This is a genomic window from Streptomyces sp. NPDC005408 (assembly GCF_040606445.1).
Classification (GTDB): domain Bacteria; phylum Actinomycetota; class Actinomycetes; order Streptomycetales; family Streptomycetaceae; genus Streptomyces.
Genome location: NZ_JBEXEX010000067.1, coordinates 1 through 13,280, shown reverse-complemented (window position 1 = coordinate 13,280; position 13,280 = coordinate 1). Strand labels below are relative to the sequence as shown.

The following is a 13,280-nucleotide window of genomic DNA, read 5'->3' as shown; positions in this document are numbered from 1 at the left end:
GCTGGACTGGGCGAACCCGGAGAGAGGACCGCGCCCACCATCGCCCCCTGGCGGCGAGCCGGTCCATGGACAAAGATCGGCGCTGTTTGGACGCAACGAAGGCACCCGAAGCCCGGGGAAGGGGAGACAAGCGGATGTACCACACCTGGATGCGCTATTTCACCCCGAGCCCGGTTCATCACCGCCTCGGTCTCGCCTGCCTCGGTGTCGGTCTCCAGCACGGCGTCCTGCCCACCGTCGGACCCCGCACCCTCGACCACCATGTCGCCGTCGTGATCAGCGCGGGCAGCGGCTGGTTCCGCGGACACGACGGGCGGCGTACCACCGTCACCGCGCCCGCCCTGATCTGGCTCACCCCCGGCGTCCCGCACCACTACGGCCCCGATCCGGCCGGCGGCTGGGACGAGAGCTTCGTCGACTTCACCGGGCCCGCCACCGCCACGTACACCGAGCTCGGCTACATAGAGCCCGAGCGGCCCGTCGTCCCCCTCTCCGACGCCGCGGGCGCACGTGCCGCCGTCGGGCGCATCGCCCGCGCCGCACGCCGCGGCAACCCGCTCCTGGAGGTCGAGACCGGCGCCGCCGTCCACGAGCTGCTCGTCGCCCTGCGCCGGGCCCGCGCCGACACCAACGCCGAGGGCGACCCGGTGCTCACTGCGCTGGCCCGCGACGCCTTCCGGCCGCTGTCCGTCGCCGAGCACGCGGCCCGGCACGGCATGTCCCCCGCCGAACTGCGCACCGCCGTGCGCCGCGGCGCGGGCTGCAGCCCCAAGGACTACCTCCTCGGCATCCGCCTGGGCCGGGCCAAGGAACTGCTGGCCGCCACCGAACTGCCCGTCGCCGCGGTCGCCCGCCGGGTCGGCTACGAGGACCCGGCGTACTTTTCGCGCCTCTTCACCCGCCGCGTCGGCATCGCGCCCATCCGCTTCCGTGAGCAGCAGGGCCGCACCGTCCCCGGCGGCTGGAGCAACCAGATCCCGGACCCCGAGCACCCGCCGACGATCGTCACGTGATCGGCGCAGGCTCGGCGACGTAAGCTCGATGACCATGACCACGAGGGACATCGATGAGGGCGTACGCGCCGAACTGAACCGTCTGCGCGAGAGCATCGACAACATCGACGCGGCGGTCGTCCATATGCTCGCCGAGCGCTTCAAATGCACTCAGCAGGTCGGCCACCTCAAGGCCCAGCACCATCTGCCGCCCGCCGACCCGGACCGTGAGTCCCGCCAGATCGAGCGGCTGCGGCAGCTCGCGGAGAGCGCGAAACTGGACCCCGCGTTCGCGGAGAAACTGCTGAACTTCATCATCGCCGAGGTGATCCGTCACCACGAGACGATCGCGGCCAGTCCGAACGCATCACCCGACGCCTAGGCCCTGTCCGGCCGATCTTGCCGGGCTCGCGTGCCCTGGCACGCACGCACGCTGGGTTGTCGTCAGTCGCCGACGCTCCGCGTCGGCTCTCCCCCTGCCTTCGGCGGGGGGACCCCATCCTCCGGCCTGCGATGCTCCCCCGTAGCCCTTCGGGCACGGGAGGTGCCCCCATCGCCAGACCCCGCTCACTGATCCGGCCTGATCCAAAAGAGACCCCCTAGTCCCGTGCGCTGACGGCGAAACCAATACCCCGTGTGCCGGAGCGGACCCATCGGGCAGCATGGCCCCATGTCCGTACTGACGCGCGACGAAGCGCAGACCCGAGCCCAGCTCCTCGACGTCCACCGCTACACGATCGACCTCGATCTCACTACTGGTGAGGAGACCTTCGACTCCCGGACCGTCATCCACTTCACGGCCCGCGCCGCGGGGGACACCTTCGTCGAGCTCAAGCCGGCCGAGCTGCGCTCCGTCACCCTCGACGGGCAGCCCATCGACCCCGAGTCACTCGTCGAGAACCGGCTCGCGCTCACCGGCCTCGCCGCAGGGGAGCACGAGCTGCGCGTCGATGCCGAGATGCGCTACTCCCGCACCGGCGAGGGCATGCACCGCTTCACCGACCCCACCGACGGCGAGACCTACCTCTACACCCAGCTGTTCATGGAGGACGTCCAGCGCGTCTTCGCCGCCTTCGACCAGCCCGACCTCAAGGCCGTCTTCGAGCTCTCCGTCACCGCCCCCGAGGGCTGGACCGTCCTCGGCAACGGCGTCGCCACCCAGGGCGACGACGGCATCTGGACCTGCGCCCCCACCCCGCCGCTCGCCACCTACTTCGTGGCCGTCGCCGCGGGCCCCTGGCACTCCGTGCGCACCGAGCACGCCGGACTGCCCTTCGGTCTCCACTGCCGCCGCTCGCTCGCCCCCTACCTGGACGCGGACGCCGACGAGATCCTCGAGATCACGCGCCAGTGCTACGACCGGTACCACGAGAAGTTCGAGGAGCCGTACCCCTTCGACTCGTACGACCAGGCCTTCGTGCCCGAGTTCAACGCCGGTGCGATGGAGAACCCCGGCCTGGTCACCTTCCGTGACGAGTTCGTCTACCGCTCCGCCGTCACCGACACCGAGCGGCAGACCCGCGCCATGGTCATCGCGCACGAGATGGCCCACATGTGGTTCGGCGACCTCGTCACGCTCAAGTGGTGGGACGACATCTGGCTGAACGAGTCCTTCGCCGAGTACATGGGCTACCAGACCCTCACCGAGGCCACCCGCTTCACCGACACCTGGGTCGACTTCGGCATCGGCCGCAAGTCCTGGGGTTACGACGCCGACCAGCGGCCCTCAACCCATCCCGTCGCCCCAGACCCGGACGCCGTCCCCGACACCGCGTCCGCGATGCTCAACTTCGACGGCATCTCCTACGCCAAGGGCGCATCCGCCCTGCGCCAGCTGGTGACCTGGCTGGGCGAGAAGGACTTCCTGGCGGGCATCAACACCCACTTTGCCCGGCACAAGTTCGGCAACGCCACCCTCGCCGACTTCATCGACTCACTGGCGGGTGCCACGGACCGCGATGTGCACGGCTGGGCCGAGTCCTGGCTCCGTACGACCGGTGTCGACACCCTCACCCCCACGATCGCCGAGTCCGAGGGCACCTGGTCGCTCACGGTCGCCCGCGACGGCAGCCGCCCGCACCGCATCGCCGTCGGCGCGTACGACACCGACCCGGTGGAAACGGACCGGCTCGTGCTGCGCGACCACCTCGAACTGGACATCCCGCAGAACGGGAGCGGCCCCCACCCGGGCCGCCGCCCCGCCCTCGTCGTCCTCAACGACGGCGACGCCAGCTACGCCAAGGTCCGTCTGGACGCCCCTTCCTGGGACACGGCCGTACGTTCCCTGTCCGGCATCCCGGACCCGCTGACCCGGGCCGTCGTCTGGAACGCCGCCCGCGACATGGTCCGTGACGACGAACTCGCCCCCGCCGCCTATCTGGAGGCCGCCCGCGCCCACCTCCCGCGCGAATCGGACCTGGCCGTCGTCCAGGGCGTACTCGCCTTCGCCTCGACCCAGCTCGCCAACCGCTACCTTCCCGCCGACGAGCGGCCCGCCGCGCTCGGCGCGCTGCGGGGCATCTGCCGCGATCTGCTGCGCCGCACCGAGGACGGCAGCGAACCCGGCCTGCGCCTGACCGCCGTACGCCACTTCATCGACGCCGCCTCGCAGCCGGAGACGCTTCAGGAGTGGTTCGGCGACGGTAGCGTGCCCGGCGGTCCCGAACTCGACCCCGAGCTGCGCTGGCGGATTCTGTACCGACTCGCCGTCCTCGGCGCGACCGACGACGCGGCGATCGCGGCCGAACTCGACCGCGACCCGAGCGCCACTGGGCAGGAGGGCGCGGCCCGTTGCCGTGCCGCGCTGCCCACGGCGGAGGCGAAGGCGGCGGCCTGGCAGCGGCTGTTCACCACCGACTCGCTGTCCAACTACCTGTTCACGGCCACGGCGCAGGGCTTCTGGCAGCCCGAACAGGCCGATCTGGTACGGGAGTACGTCCCCCGCTTCTACGAGGACGTGGTCTCCCTCGCCGCCCGCCGCGGCCCGGCCATCGCGGAGGCGGCGGGCCGGTACGCCTTCCCGCTCCACGCGGTGGACACGGAGACTCTGAACCTGGGCGAGGAGTGCCTGCGCGAGGCGGACATGATTCCGGCTCTGCGGCGAAAGCTGGCCGACCAACTGGACGACCTGCGCCGCGCCTTGAGGGTGCGGGGCGCGTAGCCCTGCCGCCGGGGCTCCGCCCCGGACCCCGCGCCTCAAACTCCCCCAGACTTCGTCCGGGGGAGTTTGAGGACTACGGCCGAAGGCCGTACCGGGGGTCTGGGGGCTTGCTTGCCCCCAGTTCGGAAAGAAGCGCGCCGCAGGCGCACCCCACCCCACGCCACCCCGCCCGAACCCATAGCAGGCAATCCCCCTCCAACACCCCCACCCCGCCCACCAATACCCCTTTCGGGTCCGGATCGTTGAGCTCTGCGGGCACCCCACCGGGTCCCCCGTCCACCCTGGTGTGACAGCCCCGCGCTCACCGAAGGACCCGAATGAGTACGCCGCCGCCCGGCCTGGCCCTCGCCGGTGGAACCGCAGGCCCCGACGCCCTGCGGCCGCTGCTCGCCATCGTGCTCGCAGCGCTCACCGACGGCGCGGCGGCCCGCGGCGGGCCGATCCCGCGCGGCGGGCCGGAGGCCGTCGCCTCCCGGGTGCGCGAGGCCGTCGAGCCCGTGCTCCCCGACCACGGCACCGGCGCCGAAGAGGCCCTGCGCACCCTCGTCCGTACCGTCGCACACGGCGCCGCCGACCCCGCCGACCCCCTGTGCGCTGCCCATCTGCACACCCCACCCCTCGCGCTCGCCGTCGCCGCCGATCTCGCAGCCTCCGCCCTCAACCCGTCCCTGGACTCCTGGGACCAGGCCCCGGCCGCGTCGGAGCTGGAGGCCACGGTCGGCCGGACCCTGGCGGCCGAGGTCTTCCCGCACGGGCGGGACCCCGACGCCCTCGTCACCACCGGCGGCACCGAGTCCAACCAGCTCGGCCTGCTGCTCGCCCGCGAACGCCACGGCACGGTCCAGGTGATCTGCGGGTCCGCCGCACACCACTCACTGCACCGCGCCGCCTGGCTCCTCGGTCTGCCCGAGCCGGTGACCGTACCGTCGCCCGCCGGCGTGCTCGATCTCGCCGCACTCGACGAGGCCCTCACCGAACTGCCGGGCCCCCGCATCGTCGCGGCGACCGCGGGGACCACCGACACCGGGCGTATCGATCCGCTCCCAGAGATCGCCGACCTCTGCCACCGCCACGGCGCCGAACTCCACGTCGACGCCGCATACGGCGGACCGATGCTGTTCAGCGAGCGGCACCGCACCAAGCTGAACGGCCTCGATCGCGCCCACTCCGTAACCCTCGATCTGCACAAACTGGGCTGGCAGCCGGTCGCCGCCGGCCTGCTCGCCGTCCCCAACGGGGCCCTCCTCGCGCCCCTGGCCGTCCGCGCCGACTACCTCAACGCCGACGACGACACCGAAGCGGGCCTGCCCGATCTGCTCGGCCGTTCCCTGCGTACGACCCGCCGCCCCGACATCCTCAAGGTCGCCGTCACCCTCCGGGCCCTCGGCCGCAGCGGTCTCGCCGCGCTCGTCGACCGCACCTGTGCCGCAGCCCAGCACCTCGCCGACCTCCTCGAGAAGCACCAGAGCCTGGAGCTGTACGAGCGGCCGACCCTGACCACCGTTCTGTTCCGGCCCTACGTGGCCACCGACGAGGAGACCGCTGACATCCGCCGAACGCTCCTTGCCGAAGGGCGCGCCGTCCTCGGCCGCGCCCGCGCCGACGGCCGCCTCTGGCTCAAGGCCACGCTCCTCAACCCCCATGCCACCCAAGGCGACCTCGAAGCCCTGCTCGAACTCGTGGAAGGCAGCACCCCCCGATGACCGGCATGCCCACACCCGGCCTTGACCAGCCCCACGACCTCGTGGGCATCGGCATCGGCCCGTTCAACCTCTCCCTCGCCGCGCTCGCCCACGGCGTCCCCGGCGGTCTCGCCGCGACCTTCTTCGAGCAGCGGCGCACCTTCACCTGGCACGCCGGCCTGCTGATCGAGGGCGCCACCCTCCAAGTCCCGTTCCTGGCCGACCTGGTGACCCTCGCCGACCCGGCCAGCCCCTGGACCTTCCTGAACTATCTGCGCTCCCGGGACCGGCTCTTCCCCTTCTACTTCGCCGAGCGGTTCCACATCCAGCGCGCCGAGTACGACGCGTACTGCCGCTGGGTCAGCGACAACCTGCCCGGCCTGCACTTCGGCCATCAGATCGACGCCGTCCGCTGGAACCCCGAACGCGACCTGTTCGAGGTCGACTTCACCCAGCTCGATGCCGACGGCGAGGCAGAGGCCCTCGGCCGCGCGTACACCCGGCACATCGCTCTCGGAGTCGGCACCGAGCCGTATCTCCCCGAACCGCTGCGGCCCCTCGCCGAGGCCCCGTCCGTCCCTGTGATCCACTCCGCCGACTATCTCGACAACCGCGAACGGCTGCTGGCCGCGGAGCACATCACGGTCATCGGCTCGGGCCAGTCGGGCGCGGAGATCTTCCTCGATCTGCTGCGGGCCCGGCCGGCCGGGGCCGAGAAGATCCACTGGCTGGCCCGTACGGAAGCCTTCGCGCCGATGGAGTACTCCAAGCTCGGCCTGGAGCACTTCACCCCCGACTACACCCGCTACTTCCACGCGCTGCCCGAGCAGACCCGCGACGCTCTCGTCCCGCGCCAGTGGCAGCTCCACAAGGGCATCGACACCGACACCATCGCAGCCATCCACGAAGAGCTGTACCACCGCACCCTGCACGGCGGCTGGCCCGATGCCGTCCTCACTCCCGGCGTCAGTGTGCGTACCGCGGGCCGGGTCGCCACCACCAAGGTCGAGCTGCATCTGGAGCACACCCAGCAGGGCACCCGCTCCCGGCTCACCACCGACGCCGTGGTGCTGGCCACCGGTTACCGCGAGCGGCCGCTCGACCGGATGCTGGCCGGCCTCGACCCGTACATGCGCCGTGACACGGCGGGCCGCCCCCGCATCGACGATCAGTTCCGGCTGCTCCTGGACCCCTCGGTGAGCGGCTCGGTCTACGTCCAGAACGCCGAACGCCACACGCACGGCGTCGGCGCGCCCGACCTCGGCCTGGCCGCCTGGCGCAGCGCCAGCATCCTCAACTCCCTCACCGGCAAAGAGCCCTACCCGCTGCCGCGCCGCACCGCCTTCACCAGCTTCGGTCTGGAGCGCGAACAGGCCCGCCCGGTGCATGCGCCGGAGGGCCTGCTCCCACTGGTGGAACACTCCTGACCAGAAGCCGATCAGAAGACCGGCACACCGTCCCGCGTCAGCTTCCAGCCGACCGTCGCGAACTGTGCCGGGTCGACCGTGCCCTTCGCCTTCACCCAGTTGATGATCGTGTTGCGGATCTCCTCCGAATTCGCCCACAGCTGCTGGGAACGAGCGACATGCGGGAAGTTCCCGCCGCCGCTGGCCCGGTAGTTGTTGACGGCCAGCACGAACTGCGCCGCCGGGTCGATCGGCTTGCCGTCGAACGACAGCTGCGCGATCCGCGAACCGGCCGGCTTGGCGATGTCGATCTCGTACGTGACACCCGAGATCGCGTCGTAGTTGTAGTCCGGGGTGTTGTCCGCATTGGTCAGCTTGGCCGTGTCGACCGGACCGCCCGCCGGCGTCTGCACGTAGTACCGCGCCGAGAACTCCAGATAGTCCTTGATCTGCGCGCCGGTCAGCAGCCGCGCCTCAAGGGTGTTCTCGAAGACGTAGAGCCCGGCGGCGTCCCTGATGGTCACCTGGCCCGACGGGATCGCGGCCGTACGCGAGAAACACGAGGCCTGCGAGAGGACGGGCAGCGCGGCGTACTGGCCGCCTGCCAGCGCCGTCTTCACCGTCTCCGCCTGGACGTGGTTGATCAGATCGATGATCGGCTCGTCCTTCCACGGCGCGTCGGCCGTGGTCATCGCGGTCGTGGAGGTGCCGATGACCTGGTTGACGTACGCGACGACCTTCTTGTGCTCGTCGCCGAGCAGCCCAGTGATCTTCGGGTCCTCGTCGGCCGTATTGGAGTTGAGGACCTGAGCGCCGACCTTTTCCACCGTCCAGCGGCCCTTCGCCCACACCAGGTCGAAGTCGAACAGCGTGAGGCGCTGGCCCCACTTCAGCGGCTCGGAGAGCACGACCTTCTTGCCGGTCTGCTTGTTGGCGACGAAGTACTCGGCGATCTCGGTGTGCGCGTGGCCGACGAGGATCGCGTCGATGCCGGGCACCTGCTCGGCCACCAGACCCGCGGCGTTCTCGATGTACGGGAGCTGGTCGCCGTAGGACGACGTGCCGCTGGAGCCGGAGTGGGCGGAGACGATCACGACGTCCGCGCCCATGGAGCGCAGCTTCGGCACCCACTTCGCGGCCTGCTCCTCAAGGCCGGGGAAGACCATCTTGCCCTGGACGTTGGCCTTGTCCCAGATGGCGATGCCCGGGTTGGTCAGGCCCAGGACGGCGACCTTAACGTCACGGCCGTGCGGGGTGCACAGGCGGTGGAAGCTGTACGGAGGGAAGGCCGGGCGGAGCGTCTTGGCGTCCAGCGCGTTCGCGCCGAGCAGCGGGAAGTCGCACTGCTCCTCGAACTTGCGCAGTACGGGGATGCCGTAGTTGAACTCGTGGTTGCCGAGCGCCGCGGCGTCGTATCCGATCGCGTTCATGGCCTGCGCCATGGGGTGCACGGGACCGCGCCGGGCCGTGATCGGGTCGACCTTGGCGTAGTAGTACGAGAGCTGGGTGCCCTGGATGGTGTCGCCGGCGTCGATGAGGAGCGTGTTGCGCCGGCCCTTCTCCTCGCGGATCTTGTTCACCAGCGTGGAGATCTTCGCCAGGCCGACGTCGTTGTGCGTCTTGTCGTCGAACTCCTTGTCCGTGAAGTAGTCCCAGTTGAAGACGTTGCCGTGCAGGTCGGTGGTGCCCATGACGGTGAAGGAGTACCGCTTCGGCGGACGTCCGTGGTCCGTCGCTGCCGCCGGGGCTGCCGTGGTTGCGGCAAGCGCGACAGCGGCGCCGGTGGCGGCCGACGTACCCAGGAACGTCCTTCGGTTGAGCGGCATTTCGTCTCCCTTTTGAGGTTGCACAACGCGCGTAGATTCTGGCGCAGGAGCCATATCCGGCAACACCCCTTGCGGGTTTCTATCTGGTGACCACCCGTTGTCGGACCCGGGTGGGAGAGTGTCAGTGACGACCGCAATACGAGGGAGCCCCACGTGACCACCGACGCACCCACCACCGCCGCTCCGTACGGAACCCCGGAGACGCCGCGGGTCGCCGTGCGCGGCGAGGCGCGGCTGGAGTTCGATCCGGAGATCGCCAGGATCGGCATCGCGGTCAGCGCGCGGGGCACGGACCGGCGCAGCGCTCTGGAGGACCTCACCCGCCGCAACTCCGCGGTCCTGGACCTGATCAAGTCGTACGGCGAAGCGGTGGAGAAGCTGGAGACGGGCGCCTTCTCGATCACTCCCGAACTGACCCGCCACGGCCGCGGCGAGCGCGTCCGCGCGTACTACGGCCGGGTCCACATCACCGCGGAGCTCAGCGACTTCACCGCGCTCGGCGAGCTCACCACCCGCCTCGCGGACCTGGAGCTGACCCGTGTCGACGGCCCCTGGTGGGCTCTGCGCCCGGACTCACCGGCTCATGGCGAGGCCCGCCGCCAGGCGGTGAAGGAAGCCGTCCAGCGGGCGCGTGAGTACGCCGAGGCGCTCGGCGCGCGGCTCGCCGCGCTGGTCGAGCTCGCCGATCTGGGCGCGGAGAACGCCGTGCCGTACGGAATGCCCGCTGCCCCCGGCGGCATGCGCATGGCTGCGTACGGCGCCGCCGACACTGCCGAAATGGCCCCCGCTCTGGATCTGGAACCCCAGCGCCAGACCGTCTACGCGCAGGTCAATGCCCGGTTTACGATGACGCCTCCGCAGCTGTGACGCAGCGTATTCACCCTGTGCACTGAAGTGCGCGCTCCGGCGGTCCGAAATGCTCATCGGAGCGCCCCTGCGCACAATTCAACACTTGTCAATAACCCTTCACGCAAAGGTTGTTGAGTAGTCATGCGAGACCAATTCTCTACCGGCCGGTAAGCCATAGGCTCGACGTATGCGCCGAGCAAAGATCGTCTGTACTCTTGGGCCCGCCACCGACACGTACGACCAGATCAAAGCACTGGTCGAGGCCGGAATGGACGTCGCCCGCTTCAACCTCAGCCACGGCACATACGCCGAGCACGAGGAGCGTTATCAGCGCGTTCGCAAAGCGTCCGACGAGTCGGGCCGCAGTGTAGGGGTCCTCGCCGACCTTCAAGGCCCGAAGATTCGCCTCGGACGCTTCCGTGAAGGTCCCGTACTGCTTGAACGCGGCGACGAGTTCACCATCACCGTCGAGGAGACCGAAGGCGACCGCCAGATGTGCGGTACCACCTACCAGGGCCTTGCCGGGGACGTCACCATCGGTGAGCGCATCCTCGTCGACGACGGCAAGGTCGCCCTCGAAGTGACCGCGGTGGCCGGCCCCCGGGTCCACACCACCGTCGTCGAGGGCGGCATGATCTCCGACCACAAGGGCCTCAATCTCCCCGGCGTCGCCGTCTCCGTCCCCGCTCTCTCCGAGAAGGACGTCGAAGACCTGCGCTGGGCACTGCGTATCGGCGCCGACATCATCGCGCTCTCCTTCGTACGCAGCGGACGCGACATCGAGGACGTCCACCGCATCATGGACGAGGAGGGCCGCCGGCTCCCCGTCATCGCGAAGGTCGAGAAGCCGCAGGCCGTCGAGAACATCGACGACATCGTGGCCGCCTTCGACGGCATCATGGTCGCCCGCGGCGACCTCGGCGTCGAAATGCCGCTGGAGCAGGTGCCGATCGTGCAGAAGCGCGCGATCAAGCTGGCCAAGCGCAACGCCAAGCCGGTGATCGTGGCGACCCAGATGCTCGACTCGATGATCGACAACTCCCGTCCCACGCGCGCCGAGGCGTCCGATGTCGCCAACGCCGTCATCGACGGCACCGACGCCGTGATGCTCTCCGGCGAGACGAGCGTCGGGAAGTACCCCGTCGAGACGGTGCGGACGATGAGCCGCATCGTCGAGGCGGCAGAGGAGGACGTCCTCGCCAAGGGCCTGCCGCCGCTGACCGAACGCAACAAGCCTCGTACGCAGGGCGGCGCCGTGGCCCGCGCGGCCGCGGAGATGGGCGACTTCCTGGGTGCGAAGTTCCTGGTCGCCTTCACCCAGTCCGGCGACACGGTCAAGCGCCTGTCCCGCTACCGCTCGCCGATTCCGCTACTGGCCTTCACGCCCGACGCGGCCACCCGCTCCCAGCTCAACCTCACCTGGGGCGTGGAGACTTTCCTCGGTCCGCACGTCGACTCGACCGATGCGATGGTCGCCCAGGTCGACGAGGAGCTGCTGAAGATCGGCCGCTGCCGGAAGGGCGACATCGTGGTGATCACGGCCGGCTCGCCACCCGGAGTCCCGGGCTCCACCAACCTCGTGCGGGTGCACCACATCGGCGAGGACGACAGCCCCAAGTGACGGTGCCCGTCGGGCTGGGGTGCGCCATTCAGTACTTCGGCCCGACGTGCGCGTCCATGAGCGCGACTGACGCGCGCTTGGCGACGGAGATGTTGTACGGCTTTCCTGCGCGGGTGCACTGTTTCCACTCGACGCCCACCTGGTTGAGCGTGTTGGTGTACAGCTGTCGGATGTCGTCAGACACGTTGGTGAACCAGTAGCGGGGGTACTCGTAGCGCCTCCGCTCGCCGCCGATCATGCGGGTGGTCCAATTGATGCTCCGGCATCCGTCAGAATGGATCAATCCACGGATGAACTCCCACGGGGAGGCATCCACGATCCGCTGCTGCCATGGCTCAAGGGTGATCGGCCGCTCGTGCTTCATGCCTGTACCGTGCCGAGGGAACAAGCACCACAGGTGCTTCGAATTGTCGGAGCAGGTAATCATGAGGCTTGGCACTCGGTGCTGTGAGTGTTGGCTGATATGCCCGTCGCCCAAGTAGAGCCCCAGTAGATAGGTGTACGCAGCTTCGTTGAGCTCTCGCCCGTCACACCGCGGGCATCGGGGGGTGTGCGGACCCGGAGATTCCCCGCGTTTGGCCCGTTCTAGGTGGAGCCAGTAGCTGATAGTGCCGGATGGGGCATTCAGCTGACGAGCCACCTCTATGTTCTTCGCCCCGCCTCGAAGCAGCGTGAGTGCCTGCTGTCGCACGTCTGTGCCGTGGAGGATCATGCGAACACTCTGCGTGACTGCGGGCGGCGATGTGCAGCAAAAAGTGGATGTTCACGAGAACGTGGACATCCACTTCGTAACTGCTGGTACCGGGTGCGGGACTCGAACCCGCAAGCCCTCTCGGGCAGAGGTGTTTGAGACCTCCGTGTATACCGTTCCACCAACCCGGCGCGCTGCTGCCCGGAAGTGTACCGGGTCACCACCCGACGCTGCCGCTGGGTAGGCTCATGGGGAGCACCCTGCCTTGGAATGAGGAGTCCCGTGACCGCCCCCGACTCGCCCCAGCCCACCGCCGATGACGACAAGTCGCACGTCCCTCCGCTGACGACCCGCGTCGTGATCGCCGAGGACGAGGCCCTCATCCGGCTCGACCTCAAAGAGATGCTGGAGGAAGAGGGCTACGCGGTCGTCGGTGAGGCCGGAGACGGGCAGCGGGCCATCGAGCTCGCCCGGGAGCACCGGCCCGACCTGGTCATCCTCGATGTGAAGATGCCCGTGCTCGACGGCATCTCCGCGGCCGAGAAGATCGCCGAGGAGTCCATCGCCCCGGTCCTGATGCTGACCGCGTTCTCGCAGCGCGATCTCGTCGAGCGGGCCCGGGACGCCGGTGCCATGGCGTATCTGGTGAAGCCGTTCAGCAAGAGCGACGTGGTGCCCGCCATCGAGATGGCCGTCTCCCGGTTCACGGAGCTGAAGGCCCTGGAGCAGGAGGTCGCGGACCTCTCGCAGCGGCTGGAGACCCGCAAGCTCGTCGACCGCGCCAAGAGCATCCTGCAGACGCAGTACGGGCTGAGCGAGCCGGCCGCGTTCCGCTGGATCCAGAAGACGTCGATGGACCGTCGGCTGTCGATGCAGCAGGTCGCGGAGGCGGTCATCGAGGACGCCGAGGAGAAGAAGGCCGCGAAGGACCAGTAGGACCCGGTCAGGGACTCGGCCGGCAGAACATACGGAAGGGCCCGCACCCCGATCGGGGCCTCACCGAGCTCTCCGGCGACGCCGCCTCGTACATGCGTCCCAACTTCTTCGTGAACA

The 13,280-nt window shown here is 69.5% G+C and carries 10 protein-coding genes and 1 tRNA gene; 8 read left to right on the top strand and 3 right to left on the bottom strand.

Annotated elements, in window-relative coordinates:
* The first annotated feature begins 134 nt into the window (after nt 1-134).
* The 5 genes from ABZS64_RS35160 (at nt 135) to ABZS64_RS35140 (ending at nt 7,261) form a co-directional block, all read left to right on the top strand.
* Nucleotides 135-1,013 (top strand): AraC family transcriptional regulator, encoded by an 879-nt coding sequence (locus ABZS64_RS35160; RefSeq protein WP_355838464.1) that lies wholly within the window; start codon nt 135-137, stop codon nt 1,011-1,013.
* Between the two features lie 34 nt (nt 1,014-1,047).
* Entirely contained in the window at nt 1,048-1,374 is a 327-nt protein-coding gene (locus ABZS64_RS35155; RefSeq protein ID WP_355838461.1) for a chorismate mutase, read from the top strand.
* A 288-nt stretch (nt 1,375-1,662) separates the two neighbouring features.
* Complete coding sequence (gene pepN / locus ABZS64_RS35150) at nt 1,663-4,152, top strand: aminopeptidase N (RefSeq protein ID WP_355838458.1); 2,490 nt, start codon at nt 1,663-1,665, stop codon at nt 4,150-4,152.
* A 317-nt stretch (nt 4,153-4,469) separates the two neighbouring features.
* A complete protein-coding gene (locus ABZS64_RS35145; protein WP_355838455.1) occupies nt 4,470-5,855 on the top strand; it encodes an aminotransferase class V-fold PLP-dependent enzyme in 1,386 nt (461 codons plus the stop codon).
* The gene (locus tag ABZS64_RS35140) at nt 5,852-7,261 is read left to right on the top strand and encodes a SidA/IucD/PvdA family monooxygenase (protein WP_355838452.1); all 1,410 of its coding nucleotides are present in this window, start codon (nt 5,852-5,854) and stop codon (nt 7,259-7,261) included. Before ABZS64_RS35145 ends, ABZS64_RS35140 begins: the two co-directional genes overlap by 4 nt.
* An 11-nt stretch (nt 7,262-7,272) precedes the next feature.
* Here the strand turns inward: ABZS64_RS35140 and ABZS64_RS35135 are convergent, their stop codons facing one another.
* Nucleotides 7,273-9,066 carry a 5'-nucleotidase C-terminal domain-containing protein gene (locus ABZS64_RS35135; protein ID WP_355838449.1) on the bottom strand — a complete coding sequence of 598 codons (1,794 nt, stop codon included), beginning with the start codon at nt 9,064-9,066 and terminating at the stop codon, nt 7,273-7,275.
* A 153-nt stretch (nt 9,067-9,219) separates the two neighbouring features.
* On the opposite strand from ABZS64_RS35135, the gene ABZS64_RS35130 reads away from it, so the two are divergent.
* On the top strand, nt 9,220-9,933 hold the full coding sequence (locus ABZS64_RS35130; protein WP_355838446.1) for an SIMPL domain-containing protein: 714 nt from the start codon (nt 9,220-9,222) through the stop codon (nt 9,931-9,933).
* A 169-nt stretch (nt 9,934-10,102) separates the two neighbouring features.
* Complete coding sequence (pyk, locus tag ABZS64_RS35125) at nt 10,103-11,536, top strand: pyruvate kinase (RefSeq protein WP_355838443.1); 1,434 nt, start codon at nt 10,103-10,105, stop codon at nt 11,534-11,536.
* Between the two features lie 28 nt (nt 11,537-11,564).
* On the opposite strand, the gene ABZS64_RS35120 is transcribed toward pyk, so the two are convergent.
* Both ABZS64_RS35120 and ABZS64_RS35115 read right to left on the bottom strand, forming a co-directional pair.
* Nucleotides 11,565-12,248 carry a helix-turn-helix domain-containing protein gene (locus ABZS64_RS35120; RefSeq protein WP_355838440.1) on the bottom strand — a complete coding sequence of 228 codons (684 nt, stop codon included), beginning with the start codon at nt 12,246-12,248 and terminating at the stop codon, nt 11,565-11,567.
* A gap of 84 nt (nt 12,249-12,332) precedes the next feature.
* Nucleotides 12,333-12,418: transfer RNA gene (locus ABZS64_RS35115), tRNA-Leu, on the bottom strand.
* Nucleotides 12,419-12,509: 91 nt separating this feature from the next.
* Here ABZS64_RS35115 and ABZS64_RS35110 point away from each other — a divergent pair.
* A complete protein-coding gene (locus tag ABZS64_RS35110; protein ID WP_355838437.1) occupies nt 12,510-13,163 on the top strand; it encodes a response regulator in 654 nt (217 codons plus the stop codon).
* The last annotated feature ends 117 nt before the right edge of the window (nt 13,164-13,280 follow it).